This is a genomic window from Streptomonospora halophila (genome assembly GCF_039542725.1).
Classification (GTDB): domain Bacteria; phylum Actinomycetota; class Actinomycetes; order Streptosporangiales; family Streptosporangiaceae; genus Streptomonospora; species Streptomonospora halophila.
Genome location: NZ_BAABIK010000007.1, coordinates 152,041 through 170,374, shown reverse-complemented (window position 1 = coordinate 170,374; position 18,334 = coordinate 152,041). Strand labels below are relative to the sequence as shown.

The window sequence follows — 18,334 nt, the reverse complement described above, 5'->3', positions numbered from 1 at the left end:
GTGCTTTTAGTTATGCTAACTAAGCGGTCTGGGTGAGGGAGTTCACGCCGGATCGCCGTGCGGGGTGTGCGGTGGGGGGATGCGCCGGGGGCGGGCCCGGCGTTGGTTTTTGTGGTGGCGCGTCGGTGCGGTGCCGCGATATGACTCGGCAGGTGGTCGGGTCGTCGGATGGGTTGGAGGGTTGTCTGGTGTCGCAGAGCCGGTTATCCGCGGAGCCGAAGTCGGCGGGGTGGCTGCGCCGGGAGCCGGGGCCGCTACCGCGGCGGTCGTTCGCGCTGCTGGTGCTGGTGCTGGGCACTCTGACGGCGACGGGGCCGCTGGCGACCGACCTGTACCTGCCGGCGTTTCCCGATATCGCGGCGGATCTGAACGCGCCGCAGGCGCAGATCCAGTTGACGCTGACGGCGATCATGCTGGGGTTGTCGCTGGGTCAGCTGGTGATCGGGCCGCTGAGCGATGCTGTGGGGCGGCGCCGGCCGCTGCTGATCGGGTTCGCGCTGTTCACGCTCGCGTCGTTCGCGTGTGCTCTGGTGCCGTCGGTGCCGGTGCTGGTGGCGTTGCGGTTCGTGCAGGGAGTGGCGGGGGCTTCGGGTGCGGTGATCGCGCGTGCGGTGGTGCGCGACGTGTTCGAGGGTGACGAGGCCGCGCGGTTCTTCTCGCGGCTGATGCTGGTGACGGGTCTGGCTCCGTTGCTGGGGCCGGTGCTGGGTGCGCAGTTGCTGCGGTTCGGGCCGTGGCAGGTGAGTTTCGTGCTGCTGGGTGCGGTGTCGCTGGTGAGCCTGGTGGTGGTGTTCTTCGCGCTGCCGGAGACGCTGCCGCGGTCGGTGCGGCGGCCGTTCGGGGCGGTGCCGCTGGCGCGGACGGTGTGGTCGCTGGTGCGTGACGTGCGGTTCGTGGGTCCGGCGCTGACGCTGGGGCTTGTGTTCGCGATGATGTTCACCTATGTGTCGTCGTTCTCGTTCGTGTCGCAGAGCCGGTTCGGGGCGTCGCAGCAGGCGTTCGCGCTGATGTTCGCGGTCAACACTGCGGGGTTGATGCTCGGGACGCAGGTGAACGGGTTTCTGATCGGCCGGGTGGATACGTCGCGGCGGTTGGCGGCGGGGTTGTGCGGTGCGCTGGCGGCGGTGGGGGTGCTGGGTGCGCTGGCGCTGGGCGGGGTGTCGGGCCCGTGGGCGCTGGTGGCGCTGACGTCGGTGTTCTTCGTGATGATGTTCAGTGTGGGGTTCGTGATGCCCAATGCGACGATGTTGGCGATCTCGTCGCAGTCGTCGGCGGTGGCGGGTACGGCTTCGGCGCTGATGGGTTCGCTGCAGTTCGCGTTGGGCGGGGGGTTGTCGTCGTTGGCGGGGTGGACGGCTTCGGGTGAGGCGAGTCTGGCGAGCATGGCGGTGGTGATGGGGTCAGTGGGGCTGCTGGCCGGCGGGGTGTTCGCGGTGTCGGCGCGGTGGGCGGTGCGATCTGCGTCCTGAGGTGGGATGACGCGGTGATTGGGGGCCTCGGTCGGTAGTCGGCCGGGGCCTCTTCGTGTGGGCGGGGCATGGTAGCGGAGGGCGGGTCGGGGCACGGGTTGCCGTGAGGTGAGGGTTGCGTGCACAGTAGGGCACGCTCGCGCGAGGCGCGCACGCTCGGGGCGGTGTCGCCGGTTCCCCCACCGGCTGTGAGGAGTGGTCGTTGATGGCGGGGTCGTCGGATGGTGCTGTCGGGCGGGTGCGGCTGCGCGGTCTGGGTGACGTGCCGTACCACTGGGCTGATGGTCCCGGGCGCGACGAGGTCCTGCTGGGGTTGGACGCTGAGGGTTCGGCGTGGAGTGCGTTGTCGAGCCGGGAGTTCTCGTCGCAGGTGGGGGCGGTGGCCAAGGGCCTGATCGGGGTCGGGGTCGGTGCGGGCGACCGGGTCGTGGTGGTGGCGCGGCCGGGGGTGGAGTGCGCGCTGGTGGTGCTGGCGACCTGGGTGGTGCGGGCCGTGGTGGTGTGTGTGCCGCCGCAGGTGTCGCGGGAGCGGTTGTCGTATGTGCTGCGTGACTGCGATCCGGCGGCGGTGGTGCTGGAGGACGGCGTCCATGCGGATGCGGTGGGGGTGCTGGGGCGTGAGCTGACGGATCTGGTGCGGGTGTGGCGGTTGGATGAGGGCGGTCTGGAGGGGATCGCGCGTCCGGGCGCGTACATGGATTCCACGGCGGTGCGGTTCAGGCGTGAGGAGCAGTCGGGGTCGGATGTGGCGGCTCTGGTGTATCCGATGAGCACGGCGGTGCGTGTGCGGGGTGTGGTGTTGACGCACGGCGGTGTGCTGGCGGCGGCGGAGTCGCTGGTGGAGCGGTTCGCTTCGGCGGGGGAGGGCCGGCGCCGGGATGACGGCGGTGCGGGCCGGGTGCTGATGGAGCTGGGGTTGTGGGAGCCGGGGGCGCTTGCGGGTGTGGTGGCGTGTGCGCTGGTGCGTGCGCCGGTGGGGTTCGTGGGGCGGGGTCCGCGGATGCGCCGGCAGATGCGGGAGTTCGCGCCGCGGGTGCTGGTGTGTCGGCCGTGGTTGATGGAGCGGGTGATGGCGGCGGTGCGGTCGTCGGCTCCGCCGAACGGCTGGGACCAGGTGGACCGGTTCAAGGTGGCGGTGGATCTGGCGGTGGAGTTCGACCGGGCGCAGCGCAAGGGTGCGCTGCGGCGGGTGTCGCGGGCGATGTACGAGTGGGTGTACGGCCGGGTGCGTGAGGCGTTGGGCGGGCACGTGCGGCTGGTGGTGTGTGCGGGCGGGCTGTCGGAGGAGCTGGACGGGTTCTTCAACGGTGCGGGGGTGCCGCTGGTGCAGGTGTGGGGGGTTCCGGAGGTCGGTGGGGTCGCGGCGGCGGGGTCGCCGGAGCATCGGCGTGCGGGGACGGCGGGCCGGGCGCTGGCGGGGGTGTCGGTGCAGCCGTCGGGTGAGGGGGAGTTGTGTGTGCGGGGTCCGCAGTTGTTCGCGGGCTATTGGGGTGATGAGCAGGCGGGGCGGTCTGCGGTGTGGGAGGGGTGGCTGGCCTCGGGTGCGGCCGGCGATCTGGACGATGCGGGGTTTGTGGTGGTGGGTCGGCGGTTGCGGGCGCAGGCGACGTATGAGCGGGTGCGGGCGCGTGAGGCGGCGGTTCCGGCGGCGTCGGCCGGGGGCGGGGCCGGGGCCGAGGTGGACTTTGTGGGGGTGTGGGAGCAGCGGGCGTGTGCGCATCCGCTGGTGTCGCAGGCGATGGTGGTGTGGCAGGGGCGGCCGTATGCGAGTGCGCTGGTGACGTTGGCGGCCGACCAGGCGGAGTACTGGCGGTTGGTGAACAACCGGCCGTTGTCGATGACGCGGGCGGAGTTGGCGGCCGATGCGGATCTGGGGGCGGAGGTCCGGTCGGCGGTGGTGGCGGCCAATCAGGCGGTGCCGGTGGAGTGGGCGGTGCGGGCCTTCCATGTGCTGGCCGAGGAGTTCACGGCGTCGGGGGGCCTGGTGTTGGGCGATGGGAGTCTGCGGCGCGATGCGGTGCTGCGGGCGTTCGCCGAGGAGATCGAGGGGCTGTACCGCAGTCGTGAGGCGCCGCGGGGCGAGTGAGCGCCCGTCATTGGTTGAGGTAGGCGAGCACGGCGCGGACGCGGCGGCTGTCGTCGGTGGAGGGCGGCAGGTCGAGTTTGGTGAAGATGCTGTTGATGTGCTTGCTGACGGCTTTTTCGGTGATGAACAGCCGGCCGGCGATGGCGGAGTTGGAGCGGCCTTCGGCCATTTCGGCGAGGACTTCGCGTTCGCGTGCGGTGAGTTGGGCCAGGGGGCTGGCGTCGGTGTGTTTGGCCAGGAGTTGGGAGATGACGGCGGGGTCCATGGCGGTGCCGCCGGCGGCGACGCGGTTGATGGCGTCGAGGAACTGGCCGATGTCGAAGACGCGGTCTTTGAGGAGGTAACCGACGGCGCCGCGGTCGTCGGAGAGCAGTTCGCGGGCGTAGAGCTGCTCGACGTGCTGGGAGAGCACGAGGATGGGCAGGCCGGGCAGGCTTTGGCGGGCGCTGATGGCGGCTTGGAGGCCTTCGTCGGTGAAGGTGGGGGGTAGGCGCACGTCGACGACGGCGACGTCGGGCCGGTGTTCGGTGAGGGCTTTGTGCAGGTCGGGCCCGTTGTCGACGGCGGCGAGGACGGTGCAGTCGTGTGCTTCGAGCAGGCGGATGAGTCCGTCGCGGAGCAGGGCGAGGTCTTCGGCGATGACGACGCGCACGGCGGGGTCCTTACTGGTGCGGGTGGGGGAGGTCGGGGTCGGCGGTCCGGGCGGGTTTGGGGGTGTCGTGGTCGAGTGAGCACGGCAGTTCCATGGTGGCGATGGTGGGGCCGCCGGTGGGGCTGGTGGTGTTCATGGTGCCATCGAATGCGGCGAGGCGGCGGCGGATGCCGGTGAGGCCGGTTCCGGCCCGGGGGTCGAGGCCGCCGCGGCCGTCGTCGCCGACGGTGATGACGAGGCGGTCGTGGCCGTGGTTGATGCGGACCCAGGCGCGGGTGGCGGCGGCGTGTTTGGCGGTGTTGGTGAGGAGTTCGGCGACGGCGAAGTAGGCGGCGGACTCGACGGGGCCGGGGGGTCGTCCGGGCAGGTCGATGTCGACGGTGACGGGGATGTGGTGGGTGAGGGCGAGGGCGCGGACGGCGCCGTCGAGTCCGCGTTCGACGAGGACGGGCGGGTGGATGCCGCGGACGAGGTCGCGGAGTTCGGTGAGGGCTTGGCGGGTGGTTTCGCGGGCTTCGGTGAGCAGGGTCTGGGCGGTGCGGGGGTCGTGGGTGAGCATCTCTTCGGCGAGGCTCAGGCTCATGCCGAGGGCGACGAGGCGGGCTTGGGCGCCGTCGTGGAGGTCGCGTTCGATGCGGCGGACTTCGGAGGCCTGGGCGTCGATGGTGTGGGCGCGGCTGGTGGCGAGGTGGGCGACGCGGGCGGTGAGGCGGTCGTGTTCGGTGGGGGCGAGCAGGCGGCGGTTGAGGCGGGCGTAGGTGTGGATGGCGGCGGGGGCGAGGAGGTAGGCGAGGGTGAGCAGGAGGGCGCCGGTGATCAGGGAGGGCCAGGCTTCGGCTTGGGTGGTGACGGGTTGGAGGGCGTAGATGCCGGGGTTGTAGCGCCAGGTGTAGGTGTGGGCGAGGGCGAGGACGCCGTGGGTGAGGAGGACGGCGGGCAGGGCGGCGAGGGCGAGGCCGGCGGTGCTGTTGGCGGCGAGCCAGATGTAGTCGCGGCGGGTGGCGGGGTCGGTGAGCAGGGTGCTGACCTGGGTGCTCAGGCGGGTGTCGGGCAGGGGCCGGTAGGCGGGGGCGGGGACGGCGCCGTTGGTGAGCAGGTGGGCGAGGATGCGGCGGTGGGTGTGGGCGTGGCCGCGCAGCAGCCGGGTGAGGGCGGCCAGGAGGGGCACGCCGACCCAGATGGCGCAGAGGGCGGCGGCGGCCAGGCTCAAAGCCAGCAGTAGGACCCCGGCTGCGGCGTGTGCGGTGAGCAGCGGTGACCACACCAGCAGGGTGAAGCGGGTGTGGGGTCGGTAGTGGGGTCGGGCCATGGCGGGTCCTTCGGGGCGGTGCGGTGGCGGGTGGGGCCTCCGTTCCATTGTGGCGTGCGGCGGGTGCGGGCGTCGGTGGTGTGTGGGTGTGTGTCAGGGCCAGCGCATGTCGGAGGCGTAGGGCAGCCGGGGGGTGGGTGCGGTGGGGTGGTCGTCGAGGGCGTCGCGCAGCTGTGTCCAGGCGTCGCGGGGGGTGTTGTGGGTGCGGGCGCAGCCGCCGCGCTGGGTGCAGGCGGTGTGTTGGGACAGGGCGCCGGCGGCGCGCAGGGGCTGGTCGCGGTGGCGGAGGCCCCAGGCGGAGACGTGGGCCCATTGGCGGGCCTGGATGCCGTCGGTGCGGTAGATCTGGGGCAGGGCGTGGACGGTGGGGGCGGCGCCGGTGGCGAGGTGGTGGATGTCGTCGAGGGTCCAGCCGTTGTTGCAGGCGGTGGTGCTTTGGCCGGGGGTGGGGCAGCCGCCGGCGGAGTTGGCGGCGTAGAGGCGGCGGTCGGTGGTGGCGGTGTAGGCGTCGACCCAGGCGCGGGCCCAGGCGGGGCTGGACCAGGAGGGTTCGGCGTCGACGGCGCCGGTGACGGTGAGGTCGGCGGTGTCGGCGCGGTCGGCGGCGGCGTCGACGATACGGGCCCATTGGCGGCCGGCGCGGCGGCCGCTGATGCCGCCGTCGTCCTTGTTGTTGACGCCGAGGGCGAGGTGGGCGGTGGTGCCGGAGTCGTTGCAGCGGGTGAAGCCGGCGGCGTAGGCGGCGGCGATGTCGATGGTGTCGCCGGCGGGGATGCGGGGGGTGGTGGTGTGGGCGGTGGTGCCGGGGTGGCGGAGCCGGTCGGGGTGTTCCTGGGTGCCGAGGAAGAGGATGCGCAGGCCGTTCTGGCCGGTGGCGGCGGCCGCGCAGCCGGCGTCGTCGGCGTAGGCGGTGTCGCGGGGGGTGCCGGTGGCGGTGATGTAGTGGCTGGTGGTGTGGCCGGGGTAGTCGGGTCGGGCGTGGGCGGCGGTGGGTGTGGCGGCGAGGGTGAGTGCGGTGGCGGCGGTGAGGGCGCGCTGGGCGTGTGTGGTGGGCACGGGCTCTCCTGGCTGCTCGCGGGCCTTGTTGGGCCCATTGAGCCGCGTGGTGGGGTGGTAGGGCACGCACCTGCGAAGACGGGCGTTTTCGGGACGATTTCGGGTGATGCGGTCGATGGGTGCGGGGTGGGGCGGGCCGCGGGGGGCGGAGGCCGGGGCCGGACATGCGAGCGCCCCCGCGCCCGCCGGTGGGGCGGGGCGCGGGGGCGCCGGTGTGCTGGGTGCGGGAGCCGGTGCGGCGGTCGCCTCACGGCGCGGGGCACAACGCGGCTCCGAAAGTCCGTCCGGGTTCGGCGCGCGCGGCGCCGAGCGGACGCGGTATTCCGCGAAGGCGTTGTATGGAGCCCGGGGGACACTTTCTACCGCACCGGCTCCCGCGGTGGGTGTAACGGCGGTGGGGTGGGGCGATATTCCGGCGGGGCGGGATCGCGGGGACGAATCGGGGGACTCGCGGGCTCCGGTTTCCCGTGCAATGCCGCAACCTGTGATGATTCTGGGTGTGTGGCGTGAACTGATCGTTGAGCTGTACCCGATGGCCGAGCCGGCCGCGCCGGCGGACGCGGCGACCGTCGCCCTGATCGAGAAGGAGTTGGGGCTGCCGGTGCCGTTCGAGCTGGCGTCGTTGTTCGCCGAGTGCGACGGGGTGTCCAACGAGTACGGCGACGCGGTGGTGTGGCCGGCGCAGCGGGTGGTGGAGGACAACCTGGCGATGCGGGCCGAGCCGGACTATGTGGAGCTGTATGCGCCGTTCCACGATCTGGTGTTCTTCGGTGACAGCGACATGGGGCCGCAGTTCGCGTGGGTGCACACCGACTACGGGCCGGGGATCGTGGTGTGGGACCACGAGACGGACCGTCGGCGGCTGGTGGCGGTGTCGCTGCGGGACTACCTGGTGCGGTGTTTGGGCGAGGGCGGCGGCTGGTGGCGGTGAGGCGGACCCGCTGAGCTGGGGCGTTGGGGCCCTGGGGCGGTGCGGTGGTGACTCGGTCGGTCTGACCTGCGACTTTGTGCTATTTTGCGTGCGTTGCCCCGGTGGGTGCGGGGTGTGTGTCCGCCACAGCAGGAAAGAGCGAGTCCAGCGATGTCTGAGTCCTCGGCCGCGCAGCGCGACGGCGACCGGGCGCGGGTGCGCCTGCAGGGAGCGCCCGTGGAGTCCTATCCGGAGTTGGCGCCGGAGGCGCTGCGGGGCCGGGTGCGCGACATCACCGAGGTGGGGGCCGAGGTGCTGCACCGGCCGTGCCGGTGGGTCGGTGACGCCGAGTTCGCCACGCCCGCGCTGGCGGCGCTGATCGACGACATGTTCGCGTCGATGTATGCGGCCGAGGGTGTGGGGTTGGCGGCGAACCAGGTGGGGGTGGACCTGCGGGTGTTCGTCTACGACTGCCCCGACGACGACGGGGTGCGCCATGTGGGCCACGTGTGCAACCCGGTGGCGGCCGAGCGCGAGGCCGAGGGCGGGGTGCTGGCGCTGGAGGACGAGGGGTGCCTGTCGGTGCCGGGTCCCCATGCGGAGCTGGCCCGGCCCGAGTACGCGCTGGTGCGCGGGTTCGACCGCGAGGGCCGGCCGGTGGAGATCGCCGGCAGCGGCTACTTCGCGCGGTGCCTGCAGCACGAGACCGACCACACTGTGGGGCGGTTGTACATCGACCGGTTGGCCAAGCGCACGCGGCGCAAGGTGCTGCGGCGGATGGAGGAGATGCGCGCGGAGGTGCTGGAGCGGCGCCGGGCCAACGCCGAGCGGCTGGCGGCGGGCGGCGCGGGCTCCTAGGCGGCGCCCGGGCGCGGCCGGGTCCGCGGCGGGGCCGCGGGTCAGGCGCCGGCTCCGGGCTGCTGGGGTGCGGGGCGCAGGCTCTCGCCGGGCACGAGGTGGCCGGTGAAGCCGCGCTCGCACAGGCGCTGGCCCGCCTGCCACACCCGGTCGGGCACGTCCACGGGTGCGCTCCAGCCGCGGCGGGCGTAGACCGCGAGCCGCTGCAGGTCGCCGACGAGGAAGTCGACCAGCTCGGCGGGGCTGTGCTCGGGTGTGGTGTAGGCGCGGTAGCCGCCGCCGAAGCAGCTGAAGGTCCATTCGGGGCCGGGCCAGTGCACGGCGGCGGTGGCCAGGGCGCGGCGGGCCATGTAGGGCTTGGCGGTGACGACGGCGCGGCGGGGCCGGGGTGCGGCGGTGGCGGCGAGGTCGCGGGCCAGGTGGAAGTTCTCGGCGGTGTTGGTGGCGCGGGTCTCCAGCAGCACGGCGTCGCGGGGGATGGGCGCGGTGGCGCGGGCGGCGCGGGCGAAGGTGGCGGCTTCGGACTCGGGCCAGCGCGGGGCGGGGCCGTCGCCGCCGGTGCGCCGGCCGCGGTCGCCGCTGAAGACCAGCAGGGGCGCGGCGCCGTCCTGGAAGAGGCGGGCGGCGTGTTCGGCGACGCGCAGGTCGTGGCTGCCCAGGACGAGGACCAGGTCGTTGCCGGTGCCGGCGTCGGCGGCGGGGCGGGTGTGGAAGTCCCACAGGAGCTCGGCCAGGGCGTGGGTGGTGCTGTCGAGCTCTCTCACGGGGGCCAGGCTAGCGCGGTGGGCGGGGTCTGCGGTGCCGGGCGGGCTCCGGCGCCTTGGGGGTGTGGGGGGCCGGTGGCCGGTGAGCGGGGGTCTGCGGCGGGGCGCGAGGGGGCCAATCCGGGCGGATTGGCCCTTTTTCGGCGGGGGTGGGGGTGCGCCGGGGGCGGCGCGGCCTCCGGCGGGATGTGGTATTCGGCCCTGGCCTGGGCAGATATGTGCGTAGCGCCGTATCCGGCGGCCGGTGGGCGGTTGCGCCGGGTTCGGGGGCGGTGCGCGCGGGGCGCGGACCGCGGGTGCCAGGCGCGATGCCGGGAGGGGGCCGTCGATGCGCGCAGGTGCGGTGGCGGGACCGGTCGTGCTGGTGGCCGTGGCGGCGCTGGGCGGCTGCGGGCTCGGGGCGCAGCCCTCGGGCCCGGCCGGCGGCGAGGCGCGGCCCGGCCAGGCGGAGCAGGTGCGCTCCGACCGGAGCACGGGGGTGCGCGGGCGGGTCGTGCGGGTGGAGGGCGCGCCGGGGGCGCACTGCCTGCTGGAGGCGCGGGCCACGTCGGCGTGGGCGCCGCCGGTCCCCGACACGGCGGTGATCAGCGACGCCGAGGGGCGCTACTTCTGGGCGCTGCCGGAGGCCACCTACACGATCGCGGCGCGCTGCGGTGGCGACCGCGGGCGGGTGGAGGGCGTGGAGGTGGTGTCCGGCCGGGTCGCGGGCGCCGACATCGTCGTGCGGTGAGGCCGCGGGTGGCGGTGGGTAGGTTCGGCCCATGGTCAACGTCCTCAGCAGCCGCGTCCTGATCCACCCCACCGACCTGGAGCGCAGCCGCGCCTTCTACCGCGACGTGGTGGGGCTGGCGATCTACCGGGAGTTCGCCACGGGCGGCGGCGAGTACGGGACCGTGTTCTTCTTGGGCGGGGGGTTCTTGGAGCTGTCGGGCGGCAGTGAGCGGGCGCCCGCGCCGGGGGCGGTCCAGTTGTGGCTGCAGGTGCCCGACGTCGCGCGGGCGCGCGGGGAGCTGGCCGCGCGCGGCGCGGCGATCGTGCGCGAGCCCCGGCGCGAGCCGTGGGGGCTGGTCGAGATGTGGCTGGAGGATCCGGACGGGTTGGCGGTGTGCGTGGTGGAGGTGCCCGAGGACCATCCGGTGCGCCGCCGGGACTGAGCGGTGCGCCGCCTCACCAGGCGGGGCGGAGGTGCCCGGGTGCGGCGAGGGCGGCCAAGTCGGCGCGCAGCCGGGCCATGCGGTCGGGGCCGATGCGCTCCTGCCAGGCGGCCGCGGCGCGGGCGGCGGCGTCGTCGGCGGCGCGGGTGGCGGCGCGGCCCTTGGCGGTGAGTTCGACGAGGCGGGCGCGGGCGTCGTCGGGGTGGGGGCCGCGGGTGACGTAGCCGTTGCGGTGCAGTTCGTCGACGAGCTGGGCGGCGGCCTGCTTGGTCATGCCCAGGTGGGCGGCGAGCTGGGCGGTGGTGGCGCCGTGGGGGGCCAGGCGGGTGAAGGCGAACCCGTGTGCGGGGCGCAGGTCGGTGAATCCGGCCTCGTGCACGCCGGCGTCGATGGCCTCGGTCAGGGCGGTGGAGGCGGAGAGCAGCAGGGCGGTCAGGGCCAGGTGGTCGGTGTCGGCCATGGGCCCATCTTGACATTGCGGACAGGCTGCCTGACCATTGACCCCATATGGTCAAGCTACTTGTCTATTTGGAGGCCGTCCATGCCCCTGATCACCCGCGCCCAGGCGCGCACGCACCGTATGCACGGCGTCGCCTTCGTCTCCTACGCCGCGCCCTCCCAGGGCTCGGGTGAGCTGTGCGCCTGGCGCCTGGAGGTGCCGGCGGGCGCGGCCGGCGCCGAGCACGCCATCACCCGCGAGGAGGTGTTCCTGGGCCTGGAGGGCGTCCTGGAGCTGAGCGTGGACGGGGACACCTGGCGCCTGGAGCCGGGCGACGCGGCCGTGGTGGGCGCCGGCAGCCGGCTGAACGTGGCCAACCCGGGCACCGGCACGGGCGCGGCGTGGGTGGCCACGAGCACCGGGCTGCGCGCGGTGACCGCCGAGGGCGCCTGGATCAGCCCGCCCTGGACGAACTGACGACCCGCGCCCCGGCCCGGCCGCCACCCGCGCGCCGGTCCGAAGGCGGGGCTCAGCCGGTGCCCCGGGCGGCGCGGGCGCGCAGGTCGGCGGTGCCGCCGGCGCCCACCGCCGCGGCCCGGCTGTGGCGGGTGGCCGCCAGGTGCTCGCTCAGCCGCGCGATCTCGCGCGGCGCGGCGGCGCCGATCACCCCCGGCAGGACGCCGCGCAGCCCCTGCACGGCGCGCAGCCAGGGCTGGCCGTAGACGTGGGCGCGGCGGCGGGCGATGCCCTCCACCAGCCGCTCCACGGCCGGCTCGGGCGCGTAGGTGCGGTTCATCGGCCAGGGCAGGCGCGCGCGCAGCGCGCGCAGAGCGGCGTCGCTGTCGGCGCCGCGCACCATGTCGGTGTCGGTCCAACTGAGGTAGGCCACCCCCACCCCCACGCCGTGGCCGGCCTGCTCGGGGGCCAGGCAGTGGGCGAAGGCCTCCACGCCGGACTTGGCGGCGCAGTAGGCGCCCATCAGCGGGGCCGGGGTGAGCGCGGCCAGCGAGGCGACCTGCAGCAGGTAGCCGCGGCTGCGCTGGAGGGCGGGCAGGAACGCGCGGGCGGTGGCGACGGATCCCAGCAGGTTGACCTCCACGACGCGGTCGAAGGCGGCGGCGGGGATGTCGGTGAAGGGGCCGCCGGCGGCGATGCCGGCGTTGGCCACGACCACGTCGATGCGGCCGAAGCGCTGCTCGGCCTGCTCGGCGGCCGCGGCCAGCGCCGCCGCGTCGGTGACGTCGGCCTCGAACGCGGCGGCCGCGGGCCCGCACTCGGCGGCGACGGCCTCCAGCTCCTCCGGTTCCAGCCCGACCGGGACCAGGGTGGCGCCCTCGCGGGCCAGGCGCAGCGCCAGCAGGCGGCCCAGGCCGCGGGCCGCGCCGGTGACAACGGCGACCCGTCCGGACAGGCGGGGGCGGCGCGGGCTCATGCGCTCTCCTGGCGGGGCCGGGGGGCGAGGTGGGTATCGGCGAGCTCGGCCAGGGCCCGGGCCAGCGGGGCGGGCGACTCCAGCGGGGTCATGTGCCCGATGCCGTCGAGTTCGAGCAGGCCGCGGCAGTCGGGCAGCAGGCGGGCCATGCGGCGGGCGTGGGCGAGGGGGGTGAGCCGGTCGGCGGAGCCGGCCACGATCCGGGTGGGCGCCTCCAGCCGGGCCAGTGCGCGGTCGAGGTCGATGCCGGCCAGGACGCGGCCCCAGCGGGCGCGGGGCGTCGGCGCCACGGCGTGGACCATCTCGGCGCACACCTCGACCATGTCGGGCGGCGCGTCGGCGGCCATGGTGGCGTAGCGCAGGGCCGCCCGGCTCAGCCGGGTGCGCGGGCCCAGCGGCAGCGGCGCGGTGAGCATCGCGCGGTGGGCCAGCCGCCCGGCCCGGGGGAAGCGGGCGGCGCCGGGGAAGACCCGCGAGGAGCGGGGCAGGTCGCTGGGGCCGGTGCTGGCCAGCAGCGCGGCGGCGGCGCGGGCGGCGAAGCGGGGCCGGTCGGCGGCGGCCATCAGGGTCATGGCGCCCATGCTGTGGCCGGCGAAGACCGCGCGCTCACCGGGCTCCAGTGCGGCCTCGGCGACGGCGAGCAGGTCGTCGGCCAGGGCCGAGGTGCTGTAGCCGCCGGCGCGCGGCACCTGGCTGCGGCCGTGGCCGCGCTGGTCGTAGCAGACCAGGCGCAGCCGGTCGCCCAGTTCGGCGATGAGGGGGTGCCACAGGCGGGTCGAGCACGCCCAGCCGTGGGCCAGCACGACGGGGGGCGCCTGGGGCGGGCCGTGGATCTCGGCGTGCAGGCGGGTGCCGTCGGCCGAGTGCACGGGCAGGTGCTGCCGGGGGGCGGGCGTGGGCATGGTCGGCTGCTCCTTGCGGGACGGGGGGCGGGTCCGCCGGATGGGGCCCGAGCCTAGACCATGACAATGATCATTGGAAGGGTCGTGGCGCACCGGCCCGCGCCCGCCGCCGCGGGCGCCGGCGCGGGCGCCGCCGGGCGCGGCCCAAGGCCCGTTCCGCCCGATGGGGGCCTCGGCGATGGCGGGACCCGCGGCCGCCGGAAGGCGCAGAAAGCGCCGCGTGCGGTCTCCCGCGGCAGCGGCAGAGGGGAGCCCGCCCGCGCCGCCGCCCGGCGCGTTCCCCGGCCGGTCGCGGGCCCGGGGCCCGAAAGCGCGGTCCGGGCCCCGCAGGCCGGGCGCGCTCGGCGCCACCGCCCGCCGCGCCTAGAATCGGGCCCGGACCAGCGCACGCAACCGGGAAGGCCGTCACGTGGACCAGGACCTCACCCTCGAGACCATCCTGGCGGGGCTGGCGCTCTACGCCCCCGTCGGCGAGTCCCGGCGCGGCCGCGTCAGCTCCACCACCCTCGACCCCGACGGTCCCGGGCTGCTCAAGGCCGTGATCGACTTCGGCTCCACCCCCGAGGGCCCCGACACCGGCCCCGACCTGGAGATCGCCAGCCGCCGCTTCGGCGGAGGCGAAACCGATCAGCGGCTGCGGGCCTTCTGCGCCGAGCGCGAGCTGATGGAGCGGCGCTCCCGCGACCCCGCCGGCGCCGACTCCTTCGCGCTGGGCGGGGACGCCGCCTGGTCGGCCGCCGCCGTCGCCCTGGACGGGCGCGAACACGCCTTCACCGTGCTGAGCAGCGACCACGCCTGGGTGGGCGCCGGACTGGACGGCGGCGGGGTGATGGTGCGGGTGTTCACCCGGCCGCCGGGCCCCGGGCCGGCGGCGCTGCGCCGCATCCGCTCGGCCCAGGAGCTGGAGCCGCTGCGCGGGCGCGGCTGAGCACCGGGCGGCGCCGGCTCGCGCGCCGCACCGGAGGCGGCGGCGCTCAGGGGCACTCCTGCCCGGCCTCGGCGGCCGCCGGCCCGCCCTCCCGGGCCTCGGGGGTCAGCAGCCGGCGCGGGCCCGGCCCCTGGGCGGCGAGGCGGTCGTGGGGGTTGGACAGCACGCAGCGCTCCAGCGACAGGCAGCCGCAGCCGATGCAGTCGGTCAGGTCGTCGCGCAGCCGCTCCAGCTGGTTGATGCGCTCCTGCAGCCGGTCGCGCCACAGCTGCGACAGCCGGGCCCAGTCCTCGCGCGTGGGCGTGCGCGCCTCGGGCAGGGTGGCCAGCGCCTCGGCGATGTCGGCCAGCGGGATGCCGACCCGCTGGGCGACGCGGACGAAGGCGACCCGGCGCAGCGTGTCGCGGCGGTAGCGGCGCTGGTTGCCGGCGGTGCGGCGGCTGGTGATCAGCCCCTTGCGCTCGTAGAAGTGCAGCGCCGAGACCGCCACCCCGCTGCGCTGGGCGAGCTGTCCCACCGTGAGCTCCTTGGCCTTCCACGACGGCCCGACCGTCATCGCCGCCTCCCCTCACACGACTTCAAGCCTGGTTGAGGTTCGAGCCTAGCCGCGCCCGCGGACCGCGCGGAACCGGCGGGGCGAGACCGACCGAGTTGGGCCATAGCGCTTGCACGCCCGCAGCGTCTGGGTGATATTGGATGCCGAGCCCGGCGCGGGCCGACGGGGAGGAAACGGCCAGCGCACCACGGGTTCACGGGGGTGGCGCGGTGCGGGCCCGCGGGTGCGCGCAGCGGCCCCCGCGTGTCGGCGAAACCGGGGGGAGCTTCAACCGTGCACCACATGACCGCAGTCCCGCAGGCCGCCTCCCCGCCCCGCCCCTCCACCAGACCGCCGCAGCAGCCCGAACCCGACCACGCCCTCACCTTCGCCGGGCAGGCCGCCAGTGTGGGCGCGATGCGCGACTGGATCGCCCGGTGCCTGCGCCGCGGCGCCTTCGACCACTCCGCCGGCCTCCTCGACGACCTGCTGGTCTGCGCCAGCGAGCTCGCCACCAACGCGGTGCGCCACTCCGGCTCCGGGCTGCCCGGCGGCACGTTCACCGCCCGGCTGTGGCAGGACAGCCGCCGGGTGCGCGTGGAGGTCGCCGACCTGGGTCCGCGGCCGGGCCGGCCCACCCGCCCCCGCATCGACGCCTCGCTGATGGGCGACGGCGCCGCCGAGAACGGCCGCGGCCTGGGCTTCGTCGCCGCGCTGTGCGAGGGCGGCTGCGGCACCACCGCCCCGCCCGACCCGCGCGGCCACACCGTCTGGTTCGAGCTGGCGACCGAAACCGCGAGCCGCGGCTAGGCGCGTCGGCGCCTCTGCGCCGAGCCGCGCCGACACGGTGCGCGCGGAGCGGGCCGAAGCGGCCGGGGCGGGCTAGCGTCGAGCCGAGGCAGCACACTTCCAGCGCACAGATAGGGGCAGTCCGTGATCACCAGACTGGGTGTGGCGAGCGTGTTCGTGTTCGACTACGACGAGGCCAAGCGGTTCTTCCTGGACAAGCTCGGGTTCGAGCAGCGCTTCGACCTGATGATGGACGACGGGATGCGGTGGCTGACGGTGGGCCCGCCGGCCGATCCCGTCTTCCAGCTGAGCCTGTCCGTGCCCGGGCCGCCGATGCACGACGAGGAGACCGCCCGCACGATCCGCGGGCTGGTGGCCCAGGGCGCGCTGAGCGCGGGCGCCTGGAACACCGACGACTGCCGCGCCACCTACGCCGCCTACCGTGCGCGGGGCGTGGAGTTCCTGCAGGAGCCGCACGAGGTGCCCTACGGCGTCGAGGCGGTCTTTCGCGACCCCTTCGGCAACTGGTACAGCCTCAACGAGCTCAACGAGGCGGCGCTGGATGCCGAGGCCATGGCCGAGCGCTTCGGACCCGGCGACGCGGGCTGAGGGCCCCGCCCCGCCGCCCGGTGCGGCGCCGGCCGGGCACGAACGCGGGGGCGGGCACCGGTGCCCGCCCCCGCACCTGCTGCGCGCCGCGGCCGGGCGCACGGCCGCGGCGCGGCCTCAGGCCGGCACGCGCGCGGTGTCGCGGTCCCAGACCCGGTGGCCGGCCAGGACCCCGGCGAAGGCGCGGTAGAACTCCTCGGGGTCGCCGCCGCGGTGGGTGACGACCCCCTGGTCGACCACCGCCGCCGCGTCGCCGTCGCCGGCCAGGCGCAGCCGCGGCAGGGGCGCGGCCTCCAGCACGCCCACGCCCTCGTGCAGGCCCGCGACCGGTTTGGCGTGCTTGAAGGCCTCGGCGACGTAGTTCAGCGCCAGCCCGTCCTCGGCCAGGGCGGCCGCGCACCGGGCCCCGCCGGCCACGACCACCGCGTCGTAGAGCACCGAGGACATGGTGTGCATGGCCCGGTCGACGGCGAGCCGGGCGCCGTCGGTGCCGGCGACGCTGCCGTCGTCGGGCGCCAGCACCTCCACCGCCGCGCCGCGCTCGGCCATGGCCTCGCGGAAGCGCGTCACCTCCGCGGCGTTGACGCCCTCCTCGGCCAGGACCGCGATGCGGCGCGAGAAGACGCTGTCGGTGGGCGCGTTGGCCTGGCTGAGCGCCGGCGAGGAGCGGCCGTGGTTGGCGACCTCCTCGGCGGCGGGTGGATCGACGCCGATGCCGACGGCGACCGCGCGGGCCAGGGTGTGGTCGATGCGGTTGAGGTGGGCGACCACGCGTTCGCGCACCGCCGCTGTCTCGCACTTGCCCAGCTCGAACTGGAAGGCCGAGGTGAGGTGCTCGCGCTCCCAGCCGGCGAGGCTGTTGAGGAACAGCGTCGCCTGGCTGTAGTGGTCCTTGAAGCTCTCGCTGCGCTTGCGGATCTTGGCGCCGTCCACGCGCTCCTGGTAGTGGGTGTAGGGCGCCTCGCCCAGGTAGGGGCAGCCGCTGCCGAGCGAGTTCGGGAAGTAGCTGGTGCGTCCCCGGTGGACGGTGTGCTGGCCGAAGCCGTCGCGCTGGTTGTTGCTGACCTCGGCCACCGGCCGGTTGACCGGCAGCTGCTGGAAGTTGGGCCCGCCCAGCCGGATCAGCTGGGTGTCGAGGTAGGAGAAGTTGCGGGCCTGCAGCAGCGGGTCGTTGGTGAAGTCGATGCCGGGCACCACGTTGGCGGTGTGGAAGGCGATCTGCTCGGTCTCGGCGAAGAAGTTGTCCGGGTTGCGGTTGAGGACCATCCTGCCCACCGGTGTGACCGGGACCAGCTCCTCGGGGATGATCTTGGTGGGGTCGAGCAGGTCGAAGTCGAAGGCGTGCTCCTGGGACTCGGGCACCAGCTGCATCCCCAGCTCGTACTCGGGGTACTGGCCGGACTCGATGGACTCCCACAGGTCGCGCCGGTTGAAGTCGGGGTCCTTGCCGCCGATCTTCTGGGTCTCGTCCCAGACCAGCGAGTGCGTGCCCAGTAGCGGCTTCCAGTGGAACTTGACGAAGGTGCCCTCTCCGCGCTCGTTGACCAGGCGGAAGGTGTGCACGCCGAAGCCCTGCATCATGCGGTAGCTGCGGGGGAGGGCGCGGTCGCTCATCAGCCACATCATCATGTGCAGCGTCTCCGGCTGCAGCCCGACGAAGTCCCACAGGGTGTCGTGGGCCGACTGGGCCTGGGGGATCTCGTTGTGGGGCTCGGGTTTGACGGCGTGCACGAAGTCGGGGAACTTGATCCCGTCCTGGATGAAGAACACCGGCATGTTGTTGCCGACCAGGTCGTAGTTGCCTTCGCGGGTGTAGAACTTGGTGGCGAAGCCGCGCACGTCGCGCACGGTGTCGGCCGAGCCGCGCGAGCCGGCCACGGTGGAGAAGCGCACGAACACCGGTGTGCGCAGGCCGGGGTCGGTCAGGAAGTCGGCGCGGGTGTAGCGCGCCATCGACTCGTAGACCTGGAAGTAGCCGTAGGCGCCGGCGCCGCGGGCGTGCACGACCCGCTCGGGGATGCGCTCGTGGTCGAAGTGGGTGATCTTCTCGCGGAAGTGGAAGTCCTCCATCAGCGTGGGGCCGCGCTCCCCGGCGCTGAGGGAGTTGTCGGTGTCGTCGACGGCGACGCCGGTGTTGGTGGTCAGCGCTTTGTCGGAGTCGTCGCGGACCCCCTCGAGCCGGCGGTCCTTCTCGTCGCCCGCCGGCGCCTGGTCACGGGAGAACTCGGACATGGCGGTGCCCCTTCGCTGCTGCGGTGCCTGGACGTTCCCGGGCCGGGCCCTGCCCGCCGCCCGGGAGCATGCGCGTCTGCGCCGACCGCTGACCGCAGAGTCCGGGTGCAAACCCGCCCTGTGGCATCGGGCACCCGCAGCCGAGGTGGGCCGGGGGCGCGTTCGGGGTAGGGGGCGTGTGCATGCCCCGCCCGGACCGCCGTGCGCTGT

19 protein-coding genes are annotated in these 18,334 nt (G+C 74.7%); 10 read left to right on the top strand and 9 right to left on the bottom strand.

Annotation, left to right across the window (positions count from 1 at the left end; genetic code table 11):
- The first annotated feature begins 185 nt into the window (after window positions 1–185).
- Together ABEA15_RS08630 and ABEA15_RS08625 are read left to right on the top strand one after the other, a co-directional pair.
- Window positions 186–1,469 carry a multidrug effflux MFS transporter gene (locus ABEA15_RS08630; RefSeq protein ID WP_425579374.1) on the top strand — a complete coding sequence of 428 codons (1,284 nt, stop codon included), beginning with the start codon at window positions 186–188 and terminating at the stop codon, window positions 1,467–1,469.
- Between the two features lie 205 nt (window positions 1,470–1,674).
- Complete coding sequence (locus tag ABEA15_RS08625; RefSeq protein ID WP_345556204.1) at window positions 1,675–3,555, top strand: AMP-binding protein; 1,881 nt, start codon at window positions 1,675–1,677, stop codon at window positions 3,553–3,555.
- A gap of 7 nt (window positions 3,556–3,562) precedes the next feature.
- Here ABEA15_RS08625 and ABEA15_RS08620 read toward each other — a convergent pair whose 3' ends face one another.
- The 3 genes from ABEA15_RS08620 to ABEA15_RS08610 all read right to left on the bottom strand — a co-directional run bounded on the left by ABEA15_RS08620 (window position 3,563) and on the right by ABEA15_RS08610 (window position 6,572).
- Entirely contained in the window at window positions 3,563–4,207 is a 645-nt protein-coding gene (locus ABEA15_RS08620) for a LuxR C-terminal-related transcriptional regulator (RefSeq protein WP_344143184.1), read from the bottom strand.
- A gap of 10 nt (window positions 4,208–4,217) precedes the next feature.
- Window positions 4,218–5,516 (bottom strand): sensor histidine kinase, encoded by a 1,299-nt coding sequence (locus ABEA15_RS08615; protein ID WP_344143182.1) that lies wholly within the window; start codon window positions 5,514–5,516, stop codon window positions 4,218–4,220.
- A gap of 93 nt (window positions 5,517–5,609) precedes the next feature.
- Window positions 5,610–6,572 (bottom strand): hypothetical protein, encoded by a 963-nt coding sequence (locus tag ABEA15_RS08610; RefSeq protein ID WP_345556203.1) that lies wholly within the window; start codon window positions 6,570–6,572, stop codon window positions 5,610–5,612.
- A gap of 487 nt (window positions 6,573–7,059) precedes the next feature.
- On the opposite strand from ABEA15_RS08610, the gene ABEA15_RS08605 reads away from it, so the two are divergent.
- A complete protein-coding gene (locus ABEA15_RS08605; protein WP_344143269.1) occupies window positions 7,060–7,503 on the top strand; it encodes an SMI1/KNR4 family protein in 444 nt (147 codons plus the stop codon).
- A gap of 150 nt (window positions 7,504–7,653) precedes the next feature.
- Entirely contained in the window at window positions 7,654–8,340 is a 687-nt protein-coding gene (gene def, locus ABEA15_RS08600; RefSeq protein WP_344143180.1) for a peptide deformylase, read from the top strand.
- Between the two features lie 41 nt (window positions 8,341–8,381).
- On the opposite strand, the gene ABEA15_RS08595 is transcribed toward def, so the two are convergent.
- Complete coding sequence (locus tag ABEA15_RS08595) at window positions 8,382–9,104, bottom strand: YdcF family protein (RefSeq protein ID WP_345556202.1); 723 nt, start codon at window positions 9,102–9,104, stop codon at window positions 8,382–8,384.
- A 328-nt stretch (window positions 9,105–9,432) separates the two neighbouring features.
- On the opposite strand from ABEA15_RS08595, the gene ABEA15_RS08590 reads away from it, so the two are divergent.
- Together ABEA15_RS08590 and ABEA15_RS08585 are read left to right on the top strand one after the other, a co-directional pair.
- Window positions 9,433–9,834 carry a hypothetical protein gene (locus tag ABEA15_RS08590; protein WP_344143178.1) on the top strand — a complete coding sequence of 134 codons (402 nt, stop codon included), beginning with the start codon at window positions 9,433–9,435 and terminating at the stop codon, window positions 9,832–9,834.
- Window positions 9,835–9,865: 31 nt separating this feature from the next.
- Window positions 9,866–10,258 (top strand): VOC family protein, encoded by a 393-nt coding sequence (locus ABEA15_RS08585; RefSeq protein WP_344143177.1) that lies wholly within the window; start codon window positions 9,866–9,868, stop codon window positions 10,256–10,258.
- A gap of 13 nt (window positions 10,259–10,271) precedes the next feature.
- On the opposite strand, the gene ABEA15_RS08580 is transcribed toward ABEA15_RS08585, so the two are convergent.
- Entirely contained in the window at window positions 10,272–10,718 is a 447-nt protein-coding gene (locus ABEA15_RS08580) for a MarR family winged helix-turn-helix transcriptional regulator (RefSeq protein ID WP_344143176.1), read from the bottom strand.
- An 81-nt stretch (window positions 10,719–10,799) separates the two neighbouring features.
- On the opposite strand from ABEA15_RS08580, the gene ABEA15_RS08575 reads away from it, so the two are divergent.
- On the top strand, window positions 10,800–11,174 hold the full coding sequence (locus ABEA15_RS08575) for a cupin domain-containing protein (protein ID WP_345556201.1): 375 nt from the start codon (window positions 10,800–10,802) through the stop codon (window positions 11,172–11,174).
- A gap of 52 nt (window positions 11,175–11,226) precedes the next feature.
- Here ABEA15_RS08575 and ABEA15_RS08570 read toward each other — a convergent pair whose 3' ends face one another.
- Together ABEA15_RS08570 and ABEA15_RS08565 are read right to left on the bottom strand one after the other, a co-directional pair.
- On the bottom strand, window positions 11,227–12,129 hold the full coding sequence (locus ABEA15_RS08570; RefSeq protein WP_345556200.1) for a short-chain dehydrogenase/reductase: 903 nt from the start codon (window positions 12,127–12,129) through the stop codon (window positions 11,227–11,229).
- A complete protein-coding gene (locus ABEA15_RS08565) occupies window positions 12,126–13,031 on the bottom strand; it encodes an alpha/beta fold hydrolase (protein WP_345556199.1) in 906 nt (301 codons plus the stop codon). Before ABEA15_RS08565 ends, ABEA15_RS08570 begins: the two co-directional genes overlap by 4 nt.
- A gap of 409 nt (window positions 13,032–13,440) precedes the next feature.
- Between ABEA15_RS08565 and ABEA15_RS08560 the strand changes: the two genes are divergently transcribed.
- The gene (locus tag ABEA15_RS08560) at window positions 13,441–13,959 is read left to right on the top strand and encodes a hypothetical protein (protein WP_345556198.1); all 519 of its coding nucleotides are present in this window, start codon (window positions 13,441–13,443) and stop codon (window positions 13,957–13,959) included.
- 46 nt (window positions 13,960–14,005) lie between these two features.
- Here ABEA15_RS08560 and soxR read toward each other — a convergent pair whose 3' ends face one another.
- Window positions 14,006–14,515 (bottom strand): redox-sensitive transcriptional activator SoxR, encoded by a 510-nt coding sequence (soxR, locus tag ABEA15_RS08555; protein ID WP_345556197.1) that lies wholly within the window; start codon window positions 14,513–14,515, stop codon window positions 14,006–14,008.
- A 282-nt stretch (window positions 14,516–14,797) separates the two neighbouring features.
- Between soxR and ABEA15_RS08550 the strand changes: the two genes are divergently transcribed.
- Both ABEA15_RS08550 and ABEA15_RS08545 read left to right on the top strand, forming a co-directional pair.
- Complete coding sequence (locus ABEA15_RS08550) at window positions 14,798–15,304, top strand: ATP-binding protein (RefSeq protein ID WP_345556196.1); 507 nt, start codon at window positions 14,798–14,800, stop codon at window positions 15,302–15,304.
- Between the two features lie 123 nt (window positions 15,305–15,427).
- Window positions 15,428–15,892, top strand: a complete 465-nt coding sequence (locus ABEA15_RS08545) for a VOC family protein (RefSeq protein WP_345556195.1) — start codon at window positions 15,428–15,430, stop codon at window positions 15,890–15,892.
- A 117-nt stretch (window positions 15,893–16,009) separates the two neighbouring features.
- On the opposite strand, the gene ABEA15_RS08540 is transcribed toward ABEA15_RS08545, so the two are convergent.
- Window positions 16,010–18,124 carry a catalase gene (locus tag ABEA15_RS08540; protein WP_345556194.1) on the bottom strand — a complete coding sequence of 705 codons (2,115 nt, stop codon included), beginning with the start codon at window positions 18,122–18,124 and terminating at the stop codon, window positions 16,010–16,012.
- Window positions 18,125–18,334 lie beyond the last annotated feature (210 nt).